The organism is Sinomonas cyclohexanicum, assembly GCF_020886775.1.
Classification (GTDB): domain Bacteria; phylum Actinomycetota; class Actinomycetes; order Actinomycetales; family Micrococcaceae; genus Sinomonas; species Sinomonas cyclohexanicum.
Genome location: NZ_AP024525.1, coordinates 4,093,339 through 4,109,733, shown reverse-complemented (window position 1 = coordinate 4,109,733; position 16,395 = coordinate 4,093,339). Strand labels below are relative to the sequence as shown.

12 protein-coding genes and 2 pseudogenes are annotated in these 16,395 nt (G+C 65.8%); 4 read left to right on the top strand and 10 right to left on the bottom strand.

What is annotated here, in order from left to right; all coding sequences use genetic code 11:
* Positions 1-10: 10 nt before the first annotated feature.
* On the bottom strand, positions 11-1,657 hold the full coding sequence (locus SCMU_RS19285; RefSeq protein ID WP_229229687.1) for an IS1634 family transposase: 1,647 nt from the start codon (positions 1,655-1,657) through the stop codon (positions 11-13).
* Between the two features lie 92 nt (positions 1,658-1,749).
* Here SCMU_RS19285 and SCMU_RS19280 point away from each other — a divergent pair.
* Positions 1,750-2,118, top strand: a pseudogene (locus SCMU_RS19280) (transposase); the annotation flags it as partial.
* Positions 2,119-2,195: 77 nt separating this feature from the next.
* Here SCMU_RS19280 and SCMU_RS19275 read toward each other — a convergent pair.
* From SCMU_RS19275 to SCMU_RS19255, 5 genes are all read right to left on the bottom strand, one after another.
* Positions 2,196-4,601 (bottom strand): AAA family ATPase, encoded by a 2,406-nt coding sequence (locus SCMU_RS19275; protein ID WP_229230690.1) that lies wholly within the window; start codon positions 4,599-4,601, stop codon positions 2,196-2,198.
* Positions 4,594-5,133, bottom strand: a complete 540-nt coding sequence (locus SCMU_RS19270; RefSeq protein ID WP_229230689.1) for a M15 family metallopeptidase domain-containing protein — start codon at positions 5,131-5,133, stop codon at positions 4,594-4,596. Before SCMU_RS19270 ends, SCMU_RS19275 begins: the two co-directional genes overlap by 8 nt.
* 38 nt (positions 5,134-5,171) lie before the next feature.
* A complete protein-coding gene (locus SCMU_RS19265) occupies positions 5,172-6,722 on the bottom strand; it encodes an SIR2 family protein (RefSeq protein ID WP_229230688.1) in 1,551 nt (516 codons plus the stop codon).
* A 915-nt stretch (positions 6,723-7,637) separates the two neighbouring features.
* Positions 7,638-8,258, bottom strand: coding sequence for a helix-turn-helix transcriptional regulator (locus tag SCMU_RS19260; protein ID WP_229230687.1), 621 nt, complete (start codon positions 8,256-8,258; stop codon positions 7,638-7,640).
* Between the two features lie 5 nt (positions 8,259-8,263).
* The gene (locus SCMU_RS19255) at positions 8,264-9,781 is read right to left on the bottom strand and encodes a PucR family transcriptional regulator (RefSeq protein WP_229230686.1); all 1,518 of its coding nucleotides are present in this window, start codon (positions 9,779-9,781) and stop codon (positions 8,264-8,266) included.
* 149 nt (positions 9,782-9,930) lie between these two features.
* Here SCMU_RS19255 and SCMU_RS19250 point away from each other — a divergent pair, with 149 nt between their 5' ends.
* From SCMU_RS19250 to SCMU_RS19240, 3 genes are all read left to right on the top strand, one after another.
* Entirely contained in the window at positions 9,931-11,292 is a 1,362-nt protein-coding gene (locus tag SCMU_RS19250) for an MFS transporter (RefSeq protein ID WP_229230685.1), read from the top strand.
* A 9-nt stretch (positions 11,293-11,301) separates the two neighbouring features.
* Positions 11,302-12,306 carry an agmatinase gene (gene speB / locus SCMU_RS19245; protein WP_229230684.1) on the top strand — a complete coding sequence of 335 codons (1,005 nt, stop codon included), beginning with the start codon at positions 11,302-11,304 and terminating at the stop codon, positions 12,304-12,306.
* A 256-nt stretch (positions 12,307-12,562) separates the two neighbouring features.
* The gene (locus SCMU_RS19240) at positions 12,563-13,177 is read left to right on the top strand and encodes a DUF4230 domain-containing protein (protein ID WP_229230683.1); all 615 of its coding nucleotides are present in this window, start codon (positions 12,563-12,565) and stop codon (positions 13,175-13,177) included.
* On the opposite strand, the pseudogene SCMU_RS21075 reads toward SCMU_RS19240, so the two are convergent.
* The 4 genes and pseudogenes from SCMU_RS21075 to SCMU_RS19225 form a co-directional block, all read right to left on the bottom strand.
* A pseudogene (locus SCMU_RS21075) lies at positions 13,152-13,286 on the bottom strand (hypothetical protein); the annotation flags it as partial. The gene SCMU_RS19240 and the pseudogene SCMU_RS21075 sit on opposite strands and share 26 nt — an antisense overlap.
* A gap of 166 nt (positions 13,287-13,452) precedes the next feature.
* The gene (mhpA, locus tag SCMU_RS19235; RefSeq protein ID WP_229230682.1) at positions 13,453-15,165 is read right to left on the bottom strand and encodes a bifunctional 3-(3-hydroxy-phenyl)propionate/3-hydroxycinnamic acid hydroxylase MhpA; all 1,713 of its coding nucleotides are present in this window, start codon (positions 15,163-15,165) and stop codon (positions 13,453-13,455) included.
* Positions 15,141-15,923 carry an HpcH/HpaI aldolase family protein gene (locus tag SCMU_RS19230; protein ID WP_229230681.1) on the bottom strand — a complete coding sequence of 261 codons (783 nt, stop codon included), beginning with the start codon at positions 15,921-15,923 and terminating at the stop codon, positions 15,141-15,143. The genes mhpA and SCMU_RS19230 overlap by 25 nt, the downstream gene beginning before the upstream one ends.
* Entirely contained in the window at positions 15,920-16,393 is a 474-nt protein-coding gene (locus tag SCMU_RS19225) for a nuclear transport factor 2 family protein (RefSeq protein WP_229230680.1), read from the bottom strand. The genes SCMU_RS19230 and SCMU_RS19225 overlap by 4 nt, the downstream gene beginning before the upstream one ends.
* Between the last annotated feature and the right edge of the window lie 2 nt (positions 16,394-16,395).

Here is a 16,395-nt window from a genome sequence, read left to right as displayed (position 1 = left end):
CTGAGTTTGGTCATTTGCTTAGTGCCTGAGATTTCCCGGTGGTGAGGGCGTCGATGATGGCCTGCCGGTCGGGGTCGATGTGGGGCGCGATGGTCTGGGTGGTGCCGTTGGAGGCGACGGTGGCTGAGCGCAGGGGCCTGAGCTGGCGGACGATGTTGCGGATCGCGAGGCCGGTGCGGGTCTGGGCCTCGCGGGAGACTGCGAGGGCGGTGAAGACGATGGTCAGGTGGGCCTCGATCGCGTCGCGGGTGCGGACGAACATGGGTCGCGCGGCGAGGTCGGTCTTGGACATCCGGAAGGACTGCTCGACATGCCAGAGCTCGTGGTACGAGGCGATGACCTCGCCGGCGGGCATGAGGTGCGCGGGGATGTTGGTCACGTAGCCCTTGAGCCCGACCAGGCGGCGGGCGCGGGCCAGGGCGGCTTCGTCCAGGGTGTGCCCGTCGCCGCTGGTCTTGACGAACCGCGGGGCGCGGGCGGCCTTCTCGCCGGCGATGACCGCCCGGGCGCGGTCCTCCTGCAGTGTCAGGGTCTTGCCGTCCCGCACGGCCCGCTTGGCCGAGTAGGCCCACACGGCCCGCCAGGAGCCGGGGTGCGTCTCGGGGTCCCAGACGGGTTCGGCGCGCAGGAGCTCGTTGTTCTCGCTGCGCCGGCCGGTCCTGGGCGTGATGGTGTCGATGACCTGCGCGTCGGTGAACGCGTCGCCGTGCCAGCGGAAGTGGGAGGCCAGGTCCAGCGGGGCCTTGACGGCGCGGGAGCCGACGATGAAGCGCAGGCCCGCCTCCTCGAGCGCGGTGAGGTTGGCCGCGGAGAGCATGCCGGCGTCGGCGACCACGACCATGTCCCCGATGCCATGCCTGTCCTGGAACTGCTTCACGATCGGGATGATCGTGGTCTGCTCGGCCCTGTTGCCCTCGTAGCAGCCGATCTCCAGCGGGAACCCTTCCCGGTCCACGAGCAGGCCGACGACGATCTGCGGGTCGACCCGGCGTTCCTTGGAGTAGCCGACCTTCCGCAGCCCGTCTTCCTTCTCGGCCTCGAAGTACAGGGTCGTCACGTCGTACAGGCACAGCGAGACATCGCCGCTGGCCGCGGCGTGCTCGAAGCACGCCCTGGCGATCTGGTCCCGGTAGCTGCCCCTGTGCGCGCGGGACAGGGTGCGCCGCATCGTCTTCTCGCTCGCCGGGCGCACGCCCAGGTCGCCCAGCACGCGGGCGGTGTCCAGGATGGAGGTCGGCTCCACGATCCGGGCGACCACCAGGTCCCGGAACACCTCGTCGGCGAGGGCGTCGAAGCCGAGGTCGTCGAACACCGCCGCGAGCGTGTCGAAGAGGACCCGTGAGGCGGTGGCGACCACCCGTGGCGGGGCAACCGCCGATCGCCCTGGCACCGGTGTCCCCGGGTTCTCGAAGAGCGCCGGCTCCCCGGGCGGGCCGATCAGTGCAGTCCTGGGCGCAGCAGGGGCCAGGCCCAAGTCGAGCTCGCCCTGGCCGGGGTCGTCCAGCAGCTCCCGCGCCCGCTCGACCAGGAGCCCGAGCTCAGCCTCGGTATGGGCCGAGCCGACGTGGGCCACGATCCGCCGCCGCCCGTCGACGGACTCGGCGATCTGCACGGCCGTCGCCCCGGAGGCCGTCCGAACCCGCCGAATCCATGCCACAGCCACCACAGTAGAGCACCAATTAGTGCCTCAGAACCGCTCCCGCGACAGCGTTACCGCAGGTCAGCAGGCAGTCCTCTCGAAACCGACCGCAAAGTGACCAAACTCAGGAGACCCTCGAGCACAAGCTCCCCAAGGCCTTCGCCCACCTCGAGGACGCCCGCGAGGAGATCCTGGCGTTCACCGCATTCCCGAAGTCCATCTGGCGCCAGATCTGGTCGAACAACCCCAACGAGCGGCTCAACCGCGAGATCCGCCGGCGCACCGACGTCGTGGGCATCTTCCCCGACCGGGACTCCATCACCCGCCTCGTCGGCGCCGTACTGGCCGAGCAGCACGACGAATGGGCCGAACAGCGCCGCTACTTCGGCCTCGACGCCCTCACCCACGCACGCCGCGTCGGCGAACCCGACCCCGAAGAGGAGGACCCCACCGCCGAGCTCCACACCCTCACCGCATAACCCACCGAGGGATCACCGGAGCACATACACCACTCAAAAGGACTTGACCGGGGATGGGCGGCATTGGTGGTGGGAAGTCAAAGAGCCCGATGTAAGAGCGACTCGCGGGCAAAATCGATACGCTCGACCCGCGCGCTAGTCATTTCAGCGCCACGATCCAGCGTAACCCGTACCAAGGAATGGTCGCTGGTGCTCGGGGCCAGCTCAAGGGCGAGGTAGTCGAACAGTTCCGGCTGATGAATTGCGATTACGACCTGCCGCCCGTGCGCGAAGGCTAGTTGCCGCACAATCGCTGCGAAGTTCGCCACATGGATGTCATCCATCGACTGAACCGGATCGTCGAAGATTAGCCAGGGAAGCTCCGGTGGCGCCGAGAGGTGCAAAGCCATAAATAGTGCCAAGGCCGCCGAGTTCGTGTTCCCATAGCTAAGCATTGCGCCAGGGCTACCCGATGTTCTTCCATCGGGAAGTGCGGTTTCGAGCTGCACATCTACTGAGCGACTTGCGGATCTTTGCTTCACGAAACGGGGCGTAAATTTCTCAGACGGAGCGAAGCGGCTGAAGAGCTGAGCCCACAAGGAATTGAGCGACTGATCAAATACTTGATTTATCAGCTTGGATCGTATCTGCTCTGAAACCTGCAGAAGCTCCCGCGAGCTCATCATCCTTGACTCCGCGGTCGACAACTGCGTTTGGAGTCTTGATGCCTTCCGTTCTTCCTCCCGGCAGGCTTGCTCCAACCGTTCTACGTCGCGAAGTGAATCCTCGACTGCTTCGCGCGCCTCGCGTTCGCGCGCTCGTTCGAGCTCGGCATAGCGGACCTTCTGAATGCGTGCGACGATCTCGCTTCCGAATGTCTCCTCCGGGGCTTGAGCGGCGACGTCGGACGCCGAGAGGCCCAACGCTCTGCAAACCTGGTCGACGCGTTCCCGCATAACCAAGCGCTGAGCATCGCGCGCTGCAAGTTCTGCGGACCTAGCCTGCGTCGACTGAACGTCCCGCAGCAGCCGAGCGCCCTGTGCGACGGAATCGCCCAAGGCATTGAGCCTGCGGATCACCTCATCGAGTGGACTCCCGACCGCGGACACAGGCAGACTCTTCAGCAGACTTACCTGCCCCACAGCATCCTGGCGTTGTGAGCGAAGCGAATTCAGCTCGCGTTCGAACGCAATGAGTTGTTTCGATCCCGCGCTGAGGCGCGCAAGTTTTGAGGCCAGATGATCCTCCAGAGTGCCAGGTTCTGTGAACTGCTGATCACACAGAGGACAGCGCTGAGAATCTACCATCGGAATCGCCAGCTCAAGAATCTGAATCAGAACCCGAACATCCGTAGGGACGTCGATCGAGTCCGCATCTTTCTCAGTGGATTCGATGCTTTCACCGAGTTCTTCGATTCGGTGTTCCAGAGCGCCGATCTTTTCAAGTCTCGCTTGGTCGGCGGCGACAGCTTCAGAGTGCCGACGCGAGGCCGCAGTTGCACTCTCGAGGCTCTCTGCGTACGCATCCCCCAATTGGGACATCCCAACAACGGCTAGATGTAGCGACTCTTCACGAATCCGATTGAGCTCCGATAGCGCGGCCGCTCCCGGCCCGGACTCCCACGCGCGGTAAGCAGAAAGGGCTTCCTCGGCCAGACTCAGAACGAGGCGGTTGTTTGAAGTAGACTCGGGCAGTGCAAGCTGGCGTCTCAAACTAGCGATCGCGTCTACTTTGGCCTGCAGCTGCTCCAGATCAGCCAGATTGGCTCGGCTCCCCTCCGAGTTCCGCCCCTGCTCGACCGCGGCTCGGAGGAGTTCGTCGACCGGCATGTCATCTGAGGCGCCCATCAGGGTCTGTAGGACTTCGACTGTCGTTCTGAGCTGGGCTCGCGCAAGGTCGAGCTCATCTAAGATACGCTGTCTATTCTGCTGAATAGAGCCGACCTCTTCTGAGGTTCGAGCCCAGGACGGGACAGCCTTTCGACTTCTGCGCAAATCACCGGCGGCATGAAGTCCGTCTATCAGCGCGTCGAGGTCGTCGTGACCAACGAGCGATTTCACGAATCGTACGAGGGCGGTATCCACCTGCTTACCTGTCTCCGTATACGACTCGAGCAGTCGCCCGAGCGCGGTTTGAGGCAAGAAGCTGCGCTCCAGGAAATATGCCGTCTCTGACGAGCTCAGCGCTGGCTGGCCGGTTACCTCCTCAGCGTTCAGTTCGAATGCGCCTATCCGGCTTCCTGCGCGAGTGTCGGTGATGGATAGGCGAACGCGTCCGAGGGGATAGTCGTGGTTGCGCAGAAGTGCACGCGCATCCCCGATTTGTTCGTCCAGAAAGCCTACCCGACCTGTTGCGGCGAGTTCGATTGCACTTAGTAGGCTAGTCTTTCCAGCCCCATTCGCGCCGTGAATGAGCGTGATAGATCCGTCGAGGGGGATTACGCACTTCCCCGAGATGCTTCGGAAGTTCTCTACGACAAGCTCTTGAAGGCGGGGCTCAGGCATCAGCGCTCCGATGACTTGAGAACGATTCCTCGATCCACGCCCTGTAACGGTCGCTGACCACGGTGGCACCTGCACTCGCCCCTTCGATGAGTCTTTGAAGTTCGCGAGCAGCGGGCTTGTTGCTCATCGCTTCAGCGACCTCCGCTATGCCGTCGAGTTGTGAGGTGGCTGTACTCGGAAGACGCAGACGCAGGATCGGCCCCAGCATCCGCTCGCTTGGCAATGAGCCGTCCACTATCAGCACTCGTGCAAACTCCAATAACTCGTTCATCGCTTGCGGAGATGATTGGTAGCCGACCAGTATCACCGTCACGGTCCGGCGTGATGTTGCCGCGTCTAATGCATGGGTCAGTCGTTGCACGAGCCAATAGAGCCGTAAGGCTGCCTCCCGTGAGGTGGGCCGATCCGCCACAAGGGATAGATCCAGGCTGTCCGGTGGGCCTTCCCAGAGACCGGGCACCTCGAGCTCGATTTCACCGACTGCAACCCTCGATGGCAGCTCCACGTATCCGTTCTGCAGGAGCAAGGCCATCGTCTGGGTTCTCAGAACGTCCGCGGTAGGTTGTCGTGTCACAGCCCGACTCCAGTCTCAAATCGCACCATAAGCTCCTCAACGCTCTGGACCGAGTCGGAGATCTCGGCCCACATCAACACACGACGTGCTCTGGCGCCCCGTCCTCTCCCGATTCGGCCGCCGGGTGAGCGTTTTGACGCTGCCGCCGCCCCGAAATCCATCTGGAGCAGTGTCATGTCCTCACGACCAGCGATCCAGTCATCGTTCTCCATCATGGCAATTGCCTCGCGGGCGCCACGCACGACGATTACAACTGGCCCTGTCTTGTTGCGTTGACGCGACAGCCTGATGCGACTGCCCATTTGTTCGTCGACGAGTGTGGCGCGCCACTTTCCTCGATCCTCGCCGAGACCGAGCAGCCCAATCGCTATCGCTAGCAAGTCGATTCCCATTCCGACGACCGAGATGTCTGCTTCAAGCGAGGTTGTCGTGCCCCGAGCGAACGGAAGGTATTTTGCCGCGCCTACAGTCGTCGTTCCCAGATAGGCCCGGATGAAGTCGGAGTAAGCTCCGAGGAAAAAGGCGGCCATCGATTCTTCGTCCTGACCAAACGCCGCAATAATGCGCAATACAAGACGACGAATCCCGCATTCGAGTTCCGATAGGAGGTCGACCGGTAGTGCGTGATGGCGCTGAATCGACACGGCGAGCTTTGCGGCCAAAACTTCAATCAGAATCGCCGCAACCACCGGGCCTGCATATGCTCCAATGGCCGATCGCTCAATTATGGTGGCACGTGAGCGACCGAAGTCCTCCCCGTATGCGACTTGGAGGACGTTCCGTTGACTGGCCAGTACTCTAGGTTCTGCGAACAGATAGGCGGGATGGTTCGGCTCCCATTTCCACGGGCTCCTGCACGTCGCGCTGGTGAAGATGGCGAGCAGGTCGCTGTCCTGCACCGATAGGCCCAGCACCAGCGACCGCATACGGGTAGCTAAATCACGGAGGTGCTCTGTCATATGGGCAAACGAAGGGTCGCCGTGCAGCTGGCTTATCTGAGCGGGGGTGGCAATGATCTTGTCGCGATAGCGGCGCGCATCAGTTCGTGCGAGTCCTGCGCAACCGTGGAACTTGGCGATTTCAGCGTGACCACGTCCGGTGCGCGGATCGTTTACGTCTACATAAACGTCAAGAAGCGAGTCAGTTGCAGAAAGTTCCAAGAGGGCTTTCTCGACCAGAGTATCCCAATTGCCTGAAGCGAGATTTGTGACAACACCCTCCGATACGAGCATTGCGAGGAGCTTATGGGTTGGTCCGGGCCGGAGGTCAGGTCCTCCGTATAGCTCGGGCAGGCCAGCCCCCTCGATCAACAGATAATCGGTGGGCTTTCCTTCGACGCCCACGCCGAGCACCCGGCTGTACCTGTCACGGAGCTGATCTAGCCCGGCTGGCTCGCAGTTCACTCGGTCAGCTTCGTACTGTGAGCACTCCGCCGGCAGGTACTCGCGTAGGATCTCCATGAGCGCTGTCCGGTGTTCTTCTGCGTCAGCCTCACCTGAGGCGGCCCTGTCACGCAGGAAGTGGAGAACGCGGGCAAGAAGCTCCACCAGATCCGGTACCTGGTCCCGAGATATTCCTGAACCGAGCCAAACGAACCGCTTGCCGTCTGCAACGTCCTGGACGAGCTCAGAGTGGTCCGTCCGAATGAGTCGCCATGCTTGCCGCATCAATCCCCCACTTCAACCCGCGCCACCACGGAAGGCGGGCCAACCAGATCCTGGACCCACCGAAGCCTCGCTGCCAATTACTTTACTAGCGACGAGACGTCCGGGCGGTGTCAGAGTTAAACCCGCTCCGACAGAGGGAGTGACCTGCGCAGTTTCAAGAACGGGCTGGCGGGCCATGGTCCGTTGCGCCTGTGCTGATTCGATGGTCACGGACCTCGTTCATGAGGGGTCCTTGCGGTTGGGGGCCACCAGGCGAATGTGAGGGGATGGAGAAATCCATCAGGTTCTCGGCATCAACTCTGCTCGGTCGTCGCGAGCTGCTGTACCGACCGTCTGGTCGCTGGACTCTTGATCTGCAGGGGTTCGCGCTGGGCTAGGTACCGGCTGGAGAGGATGACTCCTCGGCCGGGGACATACTGCGCTGGTCCGCGCAGGCCCATGAACGATCACCCGCCCGCACTCCTTCCGCACACTTTTAGTCCCGCCAGGATGAGCACCTTCTCCACTGGACGCACGCGATGCCGACAAGGGCACGATCCCTCGGTACGAGCCGCCGAGGGGTCATCAGCACACTTCACAAGAGCCCGATGGGGACTAAGGATTCGGGGGAGAATGACCACCATGTTACCTACGAGTTGTCGGAGCAGGACGCTGTCAGAACTCTGTCCGAATCCCACAGCCTGACCCAGACCGATGCCGACAACGTAGTGGCCAACACGCGCAAGCCGTTCGGGCGGACATCAAGCGTGGGTCGAGGAGGAGCAGCCGTAGTGACGGCAGTGTGCCGCGTCGCCGTCACTCGTCCGCGTCGTGGTTCCGCGCCTCATCGAGGTACGAATACGCGGTCACCCGCGAGATTCCCAAGCGTGCGGCGACGCGGTCGATGCCCTTGCGCATCTGCAGCACGCCCTGCTGGTCGAGCTTGGTCAGGATGGCGATGCGGTCGTCGCGGCTCATCTGGTCCACGGGCTTGCCGACCTCGCGGATGGCCTCGGTGACCATCGCGTCCATGACCGCCACGAGGTCGCGGCCGAAGAACTCGTTCGGCTGCTCGGGGGAGTCCGAGGCGGCCGCCGGTAGCAGGCCCTGGAGGAGGGACTGCAGGCGCTGGATGGTGCTGACGTCGAAGTTGATGCAGAGTGCGGCGATGATGCGCCCGGCCGAGTTGCGGAAGTAGACGGAGGAGCACCGCAGCTCCCGGCCGTCGGCGGTGAAGCCGCGGTAGCCGAACGCGTTGTGGTCCGCGCCCTGGTTGTGGAGCACGCCGGCGCCGAGGCTCGACGACGGGCCGCCCACCTCGCGCCCGGTCACGTGCCCGTTCTCGATCGCCGCGATCGTGTGGCCGAGGTCCACATCCGGCGCCGAGAGGTCATGCAGGACCACCTCGCAGCCGGGCCCCGTGGCGTGACCCGCCACGCCACCTACGCCCCCGCGCGCAGCGGTCCGTCTTCCTCGAGCGCGTTCCGGATCTGCAGCGCGAACCAGAGCTGCGCGACGGACGACGTCTCGGCGAGGTCAAGGCCGGTCAGCTCGGCGACTCTGCGCATCCGGTAGATGATGGTCTGCCGGTGGACGAATAGCGTGTCCGCGGTCTTCTGCCACGAGCGCTGGCACTCGAGGTACGCCACGAGGGTGTTGAGGAGGTCCGGCTCCCTGCCGCGCTCGTGGTCGAGGAGCGGCCCGAGGATACGGTCCACGAGGGCCTGCCCCTCTTCGAGGCTGCCCAAGCCGAGCCACGCGCGGCCCTCGGTGTACGGGACCAGACGCTCGCCCGAGCCCTTCGCGGTGCCCAGCGCCCAGAGGGACTCCTGGAGTGCGCGCCGCAGCTCGGAGGGAGTGCGGGGCGAGCTGAGGCCCATCGAAGCGCGCGGGGGCGCCGCGTGCAGGAGCATCTCGCGGGCGGTGCCCTCGGGCACCGCGAGCTGCAGCCGGTTGCCAGCGCCCGCGCTCACCGCGTCTACTCCGTGCCGCCACAGGGCCACATGGACCTGCGCGAGGTCCGCTGGCTCGGCGGATTCGAGCGAGACGACCACGAGGCGGCCCGCTCGGAACCCGAAGTGAGCGAGTCGCTCCTCCACCTCTGAGGCCCCGAAGCGGCCCTCGAACGCCTGGAGGAGGAACTCGGCGCCGGCCCGCCGTCGTTCCTCCACGCCGAGGAGGGCGCGGGCGAGCTCGAGCCCGAGGACCGAGGCGGCGTGGAGCAGCACCACCGTGTCCGGGTGCGGCTCCGACCGCGGGAGGACCACGAGCATCGCGTCCTTGTGGGTAGGAATGCCCATCATGAGGACGTCGCGGTCCGCCGCCTTCCTCCACTGGTACGTGCGCGTGGAATCGCGGTAGGCGCGGACCAGCCCGCGGATCTCCGCCTCGAGGTCCCGCGGCAGGACTGAGCCTTGCGGATGCCAGGGGTCCCCGCAGTCGGCGTCGAGCACAAAGAGGTCCGCGTCCAGCTCCCGTTCCACCGCTCCGGCGAGCCGCGGCCACGGGTCCTCGGCCGTTTCGACATGCCGGAGGAGGTCATAGATCCGCGCGACCTGGCGCAGCCGCCGCGATTCCTCGAGCAGCGACGACTCGGCAACCGCCTGCGAGATTGCCACGAACGGCAGCGGGAACGGCACGGAGAGGACCGGCAGCGGGAGCGTGTCGCATGCGGCGAGGAACTCGGCCGTGAGCTCCGGCGCGTGCATCTTCTCACCGATCGCGAGGGCGCTCGCCCCCGCCGCGACCAGGCCCTCGGCGAGCTCGACCTGCCCCGCTGGGTCGGCGGGTATGGAGAGCCCGTTGGTCATCATGAGCTCGCCGCCCGTGACCCACTCCCAGAGTCGGGGGAGGTCCGAGGTGTGCGCCCACGTGATGCGGTTGCCCACTCCTGCCGCTCCCGCCACCAGTCCGAGTCCCAGCTGCGGCTCGGACAGAAGCTCGGAGACAGTCATCGCCATGGGCGGCCTCCCTGCACGCGCGGTTAGACGTTCGTATAAACAAATCTTACGCGTTGTGGAACCTGTCGATACCGGGCGTGACGCGGCTCACCCATGCTTGAAGGGTCCGATCCCCAGCTCGATGACGAGCACCACGAGAGAGGGTTGCCATGACCGCAACCACCAACCTCATTGACGACGCACCGCTGACCACGTTCCACAAGAAGCTCACCTTCTTCGCCTCCGGTGGGCCGTTCATCGACGGGTATGCGCTCTCGATCATCGGCATCGCCTTCATCACGATGACCCCCGGCCTCCACCTGAGCGTGGCGGAGATCGGCCTCATCGGAGCGGCGAGCCTGATCGGGATCTTCTTCGGCGGAGCCGTGTTCGGGTACCTCACCGACAAGATCGGCCGGCACAAGATGTACATCGCCGATCTACTGGCGCTGGCCATCTTCTCGGTGCTCAACGGCTTTGCCACCGAAGTCTGGCAGGTCGTGGCTTGCCGGCTCCTCCTCGGCATGGCCATCGGCGCCGACTACCCGATCGCCACCTCGCTGCTTGCAGAGTTCCTCCCGCGCAAGGTCCGCGGCAGGTTCCTCGGCGCCACGTTCGTCGTGTGGGCGATCGGCGCCGCGACGGCCTTCGCCGTCGGCTTCCTCCTCAAGGACGCCGGCCCGGACGCGTGGCGGATCATGGTCGCGAGCCCAGCCGTCTTCGCGGTCATCACGCTGCTCTGCCGTCTCGGCACGCCCGAGTCACCCCGCTGGCTCCTCTCGCGCGGCCGGCGCGAGGAGGCGCGCGCCGTCGTCAAGAAGGTCTACGGGCCGCAGTACGACATCACAGACATCAGCTCCGAGCCCGCCGCCGAGGCGCGTCCCGGCACGTTCGCGGACATCTTCCGCGGCCGCTTCTGGAAGCGCACCCTCTTCGTCGCGATCTTCTGGACTGCGCAGGTGATCCCGCTCTTCGCCGTCTACACCTTCGCCCCGGATCTGATGGCGTCCTTCGGGTTGACGGGCGACGCGAATCTCTACGGCGGCTCGTTCCTGATCTCCATGATCTTCGTGGTCGGCGGGGTGCCGGGCCTGTGGCTGGTCGAGCGGATCGGCCGACGGCGGCTCCTCCTCTGGTCGTTCGGCATCATCGTCGTGGCCCTGGCCATCCCAGCCTTCATCCCGAACGTGAGCGCCGCACCGCTATTCCTGGCCCTCGCGGTATTCGCCCTCGCCTCGGGCGCCTCAAGCTTCCTCGAGGTCGTCTACCCGAACGAGCTGTTCCCCACCGAGATCCGCGCCACCGCCGTCGGCTTCGGCACCGCGATCAGCCGTGTCGGCTCCGCAGCGAGCACGTACCTCATGCCGGTGGCGATCGTGTCCTTCGGCGCCGCGGGATCGCTCCTCATCGGCGCCGTCATCTCCCTCGTGGGGCTCGTCGCCACCTTCCTCCTGGCGCCCGAGACTGCGAACAAGTCACTCCACGAGCTCACCGCCGGCGACCGCCCGGCCCAGCTGGCCCACACCAAGTAAGGAATCAGCATGACTACCCATCGCCCCATCGGACCCGTCGACGCCACCAAGGTGCCCCGCTACGCCGGGCTCGGGACGTTCGCTCGCCTCCCGCAGATCGACCGCGTGCCGGACTATGACATCGCGATCGTCGGCGTCCCGTTCGACGGCGGCACCTCCTTCCGCCCAGGCGCTCGCTTCGGTCCCGCCGCGGTCCGCGAGGCCTCCCGCCTCCTGCGGCCCGGCTACCACGTGGAGCTGGACGTCGAGCCGGTTACCGAAGTCCAGGTGGTTGACGCCGGGGACATCGCCTGCACGCCGTACGACATCACCCGGGCCGTGCGCGAGATCGAGGAGCAGGCCCTGCCGCTGCTCGGCCCGGACAAGCGGCTCATCTCGATCGGCGGGGACCACACGATCGCACTGCCGATGCTCCGGGCGCTGGCCAAGGTACACGGCCCCGTGGCGCTGCTTCACTTCGACGCCCACCTCGACACGTGGGACACCTACTTCGACCAGCCCGTGACGCACGGCACCATGTTCCGCCGGGCCTTCGAGGAAGGCCTCCTCGTGCAGGACAAATCGATGCACGTGGGCATCCGTGGCCCCGTATATGACCGCGAGGACTTCCTGCGGGACCACGAATTCGGGTTCCAGATCATCCGGTGCTCCGACCTGGACGTCATGGGCGTCCAGGCCGCCGTTGCGCAGGTCCGCGAACGCTTGGGCGACACCCCGGTGTACGTCTCCATCGACATCGACGTCCTCGACCCCTCGCACGCCCCGGGCACCGGGACCCCGGAGATGGGCGGTCTGCTCTCTAGGGAGCTCCTGGCCCTGCTCCGTGGGCTCAACGGCATCAACATCGTCGGCGCGGACGTGGTCGAGGTGGCACCGGCCTACGATCATGCGGACATCACCACCCTCGCCGCGGCAACCGTGGTGTTCGATCTCCTCGGCCTGATGGTGAATCGGGACAAAGAGAGGGCAGGTCTCGGCCGTACCCTCGCCAAGCGCGAGTCGGTGTCCGCGTAGCTGCCAGCGCACGACGGCGGTGGGCCCCCGCCGTCGTGCGCTTCGGTGGCGCCGTCTCTTGCGACATATATCCGTGGCAGAGGCGGGCGGCCTTGGCTTCGGTGGCCCCGCCGTCCCCACTGCGGTCGTTCCGGAGCACTTCACCGGCACAGGGCCGGGCGCTGCCTGCGCTACAGTTGGGCCGAATCAGCCTGTGAGCGCCCTCCTGAGAAGAACGGTGAGGATCCCGGGCGTTTCAGGGGCTGAGGGGGCTTCGATGATTTCGTTACTCTGGCGCGCTGCGACGATCGTGATCGGCGTGGCACTTGCCGGGCTTCTCGTGGCCAATGCGTCTGGATTGAATCCGTTCCAGCCGCAACAGGTCGACCGCAGCCAGCCGGCACTTCTGAAGTCGATCAACGACATCAGCGAGTACCACGCTGCTGTCGGCAACCTGCAGGTGGTGGTCGACATCGAAGACAACGTGACTTGGGTTCCCTCTGTCATTGCGGGCCGGCGAACGCTGTTTGTCGCGGCGGGCACCGTCGACGCTTATGTCGACCTCGCTGGCATCGCGGGCCAGGATGTGGTGCTCTCCCCTGACGGCAAGTCAGCAACGGTGAGGCTGCCGAAGGCGCAGCTCGACAAGCCGAACCTTGACCACGACCGGTCCTATGTCTTCTCGCAGGACCGCGGGGTCCTCGACCGGATTGCGGATGCAATGGAGACGCCCCAACAAGCTCAGTTCTACAAGCTCGCTGAAAGCAAGCTGGCCGCGGCCGCCGAGGACTCGGAACTTCGAAAGCGCGCTGCGGAGAACACCAAATCAATGCTCACCGGCCTGTTCAAGGCCAGCGGAATCAGCGTCACCTTCCTCGACGACGCGGCCTAGTAGCCGGCTCTGAGCTCGGCGCCTCGCCGAGGTACGAATACGCCGTCGCCCGCGAGATCTCCAGCAGAGCTGCGACAGGTCGATCCGCTTTGGGCATCTGCAGCACGCCCTGCTGGTCGAGCTAGGTCGGGATCGCATTCCGGTCGTCGCAGCACATCTGGTCCACGGGCTTGCACCACGGGGGGGTCCCAGGCAGCCGCCGGCCGACGGCCCTGAAGCCGCGGCAGCCGAACACGTTGTGGTCCGCCCTGGTTGTGGGGCACGGATCTGCGAGCTCAGCCGACCGCTGCGGCTTCCGGGGCGTCAGTGGTCAGGCCGGCGAGACTGGCCGCCTCTGGTCCTGGGGCGAGGTCGGCTGCTGCCGGCCGAATGACGCGGGCCGCGGTGAGGACCTTCTGCAGGGTCTCATCGAGCTCTTGGGCCAGGCACTCCGCTGCGATCACATGGTCGGGTCTGACCACGAGCGCGGAGAACGGCCGAGCATCGAACCAGCGCTTCACCTCCCCTGCAGGGTCACCGACGACGGTGACACCGGCGGCCGCGTGCGAGGTCGCCCAAGGGAGCTGCGCAGCGGGCACGACGTGCACGAGCGTGGCGCCGAGGAGAGGCAGCAGCTCCGCAGTGGAGCAGGAGATGAGCGCGGCCGGGTCGTTGTTCCACACGATGACGCGCCAGTCGGTACCGGTCGCGTCGTCGAGCAGCTTCTCGGCCCCGTCCGCGGTGCGGACCCGCGGCTGTGGGAACAGTGTGCCGACCGAGAGGGGAGAGTCGGCGGTGACCGGCACCGATTTCGAGTGCGGGAGCGACGACGGCACGACGACGCCGCGTCCGTACTGCGGCATCGGCTTGAAGCCCTGCGACGAGACCTTTGCCTTGAGCTTCGGCAGCTTGGAGATCACTGCGGCGCTGAGGTCGCGCGCGGCCGAGGCCAGGCGGCTCCGGTTCGTCATCAGCCGGGACATGTTCAGGGACAGGCCGATCATGGCCGCGACGTGGTCCCGGCGCTCCTGGTCGTAGGTGTCCAGAAGTGTGGCCTCCGCACGGCCGTCGACCACGGCGGCGAGCTTCCAGCCGAGATTGACCGCGTCACGGATGCCGGAGTTCCAGCCCTGGCCGGCGACCACGGGCATGACATGGGCGGCGTCACCGGCCAGCAGCACTCGACCCTTCCGGAAGGTTCCGGCGATCCGGGCGTTGAAGGTGTAGACCCTTCGCCGAATGATGTCCAGAGAGCTCGGATCAGAGACGTGTTCGGCGAGCATCTCGTGGACGAAGGCATCCGTTTCCGCGCGGTCTTCCTCGCCCGGGAGGACATTGAACTCCCAGCGGCGGATGCCGTGCGGGAGCGAGAGCGTGGCCCACCCGCGCTTCGGGTCGCCACCGAAGACGGCGTGGGGCGTGCCAATCGGGTCGTTCGCGACGTCGATGACCAGGCCCGGGGTCTTGCGGGTCTCTCCCTCGAAGGTGATGCCGAGCGCTTTTCGCGTGCCTGAGCTCCCGCCGTCGGCCGCCACCACCCATTTCGCGCGGACCGCGCGCTCTCCCTCGGGCGCGCGGCACTGTACGGTCACGCCTTCGCCGTCCTGCCTCAGCTCCGTCATCCGGGTCTCGAACTGGACCCGGACGTTGGCGAAGCGGTCCAGGCCGTCGAGCAGCACCCGGTCGACGAGAGGCTGGACGAAGCCGTTCCGTCTCGGCCAGCCGAAGACCCGGGTTGTCGGGTCGATGACACCGATGACCTTTCCCCGTCCATTGACCATGCGGATCTGCTGGTCGGGCACCGTGTGCGGCAGCACCTTCTCGACCAGGCCGATGCCCTGCATGACCCGCATGGCCTCGTCGTCGATGCCCACCGCTCGCGGGTAGTCGATCAATTCGCGGCCCGCCTCGAGCACGACGACGTCGATCCCACGCAGCCCGAGCAGGTTGGCCAGAGTCAGGCCGACAGGGCCCGCCCCGATGATCACGACGTCGGTGTCGTAGCCCATTGTTCGCTCCTTAGCGCCTTGATAGCAGACCGTGCCATGGTGTTCAGAAATACGAGGTCGATGCCGAGGCCGACGTAGTCGACCAGCCCGTCGTCGAGGAGTTCCCTCGCATACTCGGCGGAGGCGCAGTAGATTCCGAGGGTGAGGCCCGCGAGGCGGGCCTTCGCGGACAGTTCGATGATGGCGTCGCGCACTGGACCGTCGGCCCAGTCGCCGCGGCCGGGAAGTCCGTAGCTCACGGCGAGGTCCGCTGGCCCGATGTACACCGAGTCGATTCCCTCGACCGCGAAGATCGCGTCGGCGTTCTCGAGTCCTGCGCGTGTCTCGATCTGGACCACCGCAGAGACGGCGCGGTTGCCGGCTGCTGTGTAGTCGTGTCCCGGGTAGAGGGCGGGGCGGGAGGGGCCGAGGCTGCGGCTGCCCAGCGGTGGGTATTTCGTGGCGGCGACCAGCCGGGAAGCTTGCTCCGCCGTCTCCACCGTGGGTGCGATGATGCCGCGTGCACCGGAGTCCAGGAGCCTTAGGATCGCCGCGGCGTCGATGGCGCCGACCCGGGCGTAGGCGTACTCGCTCTGCTCGCGGGGAATCGCGCGAAGCATCCGGCACGCGTCGTCGAGTCCGATCTCGCCGTGCTGCAGGTCTACGATCACGCCGTTGTAGCCGGACGACAGCACGAACTCGGCGACGGCCTGCGATGCGAGCGCCTGGTGCAGCAGCGCGGGGGCGTGCGGCCCCGATGCCAGGGCAGCCTGCTTCACCGTGGCCCCGCGTTTGCGGCCTCGGCGAGGCGCTTCGCGTGCGCTGCCGCGTTCGCGCCTCCGAAGACCGGGACGATCTCGCGACGCGCGAAGCACCACCCGCCGTCGACCTTGCGGTACTGCTCGCGGAACTCGCCGACGCTCGCGGGCTTGAGCACGTCCTCGGCGGCATCGCGGAAGGTCAGGTACGTGACGGTGCCGGTGAGGACCCCGTTCTCCCAGGCCAGACGGATCCCGCCGATGAAGTGCCGTCCGACGACGTCGGTCTGCTGGGCACGCTTTGCTCCCCAGGCCCTGATCGCCTCGCGGCCGTTCATGGTGCCCAGCGGTCCTTCGGTGACGGCGTCCTCGGCGTAGAGCTCCCAGGTGGTGTCGGCCTGGTTGTGGTCGAGGCGGTAGAGCAGTTCGGAGATGAGCTGCTCGATCTCGATTCGGGTCTCGATGTCGACGCCGTATGTTCTCTCTGTCATCG

Coding starts and splice junctions, on each gene's coding strand:
- mhpA (WP_229230682.1), bottom strand. CDS start 15,165: ATGGGCTACGACACCGACGTCGTGATCATCGGGGCGGGCCCTGTCGGC.
- SCMU_RS19270 (WP_229230689.1), bottom strand. CDS start 5,133: ATGGCCTTGCTCCTGCAGAACGGATACGTGGAGCTGCCATCGAGGGTT.
- SCMU_RS19225 (WP_229230680.1), bottom strand. CDS start 16,393: ATGACAGAGAGAACATACGGCGTCGACATCGAGACCCGAATCGAGATC.
- SCMU_RS19250 (WP_229230685.1), top strand. CDS start 9,931: ATGACCGCAACCACCAACCTCATTGACGACGCACCGCTGACCACGTTC.
- speB (WP_229230684.1), top strand. CDS start 11,302: ATGACTACCCATCGCCCCATCGGACCCGTCGACGCCACCAAGGTGCCC.
- SCMU_RS19275 (WP_229230690.1), bottom strand. CDS start 4,601: ATGCCTGAGCCCCGCCTTCAAGAGCTTGTCGTAGAGAACTTCCGAAGC.
- SCMU_RS19240 (WP_229230683.1), top strand. CDS start 12,563: ATGATTTCGTTACTCTGGCGCGCTGCGACGATCGTGATCGGCGTGGCA.
- SCMU_RS19255 (WP_229230686.1), bottom strand. CDS start 9,781: ATGGCGATGACTGTCTCCGAGCTTCTGTCCGAGCCGCAGCTGGGACTC.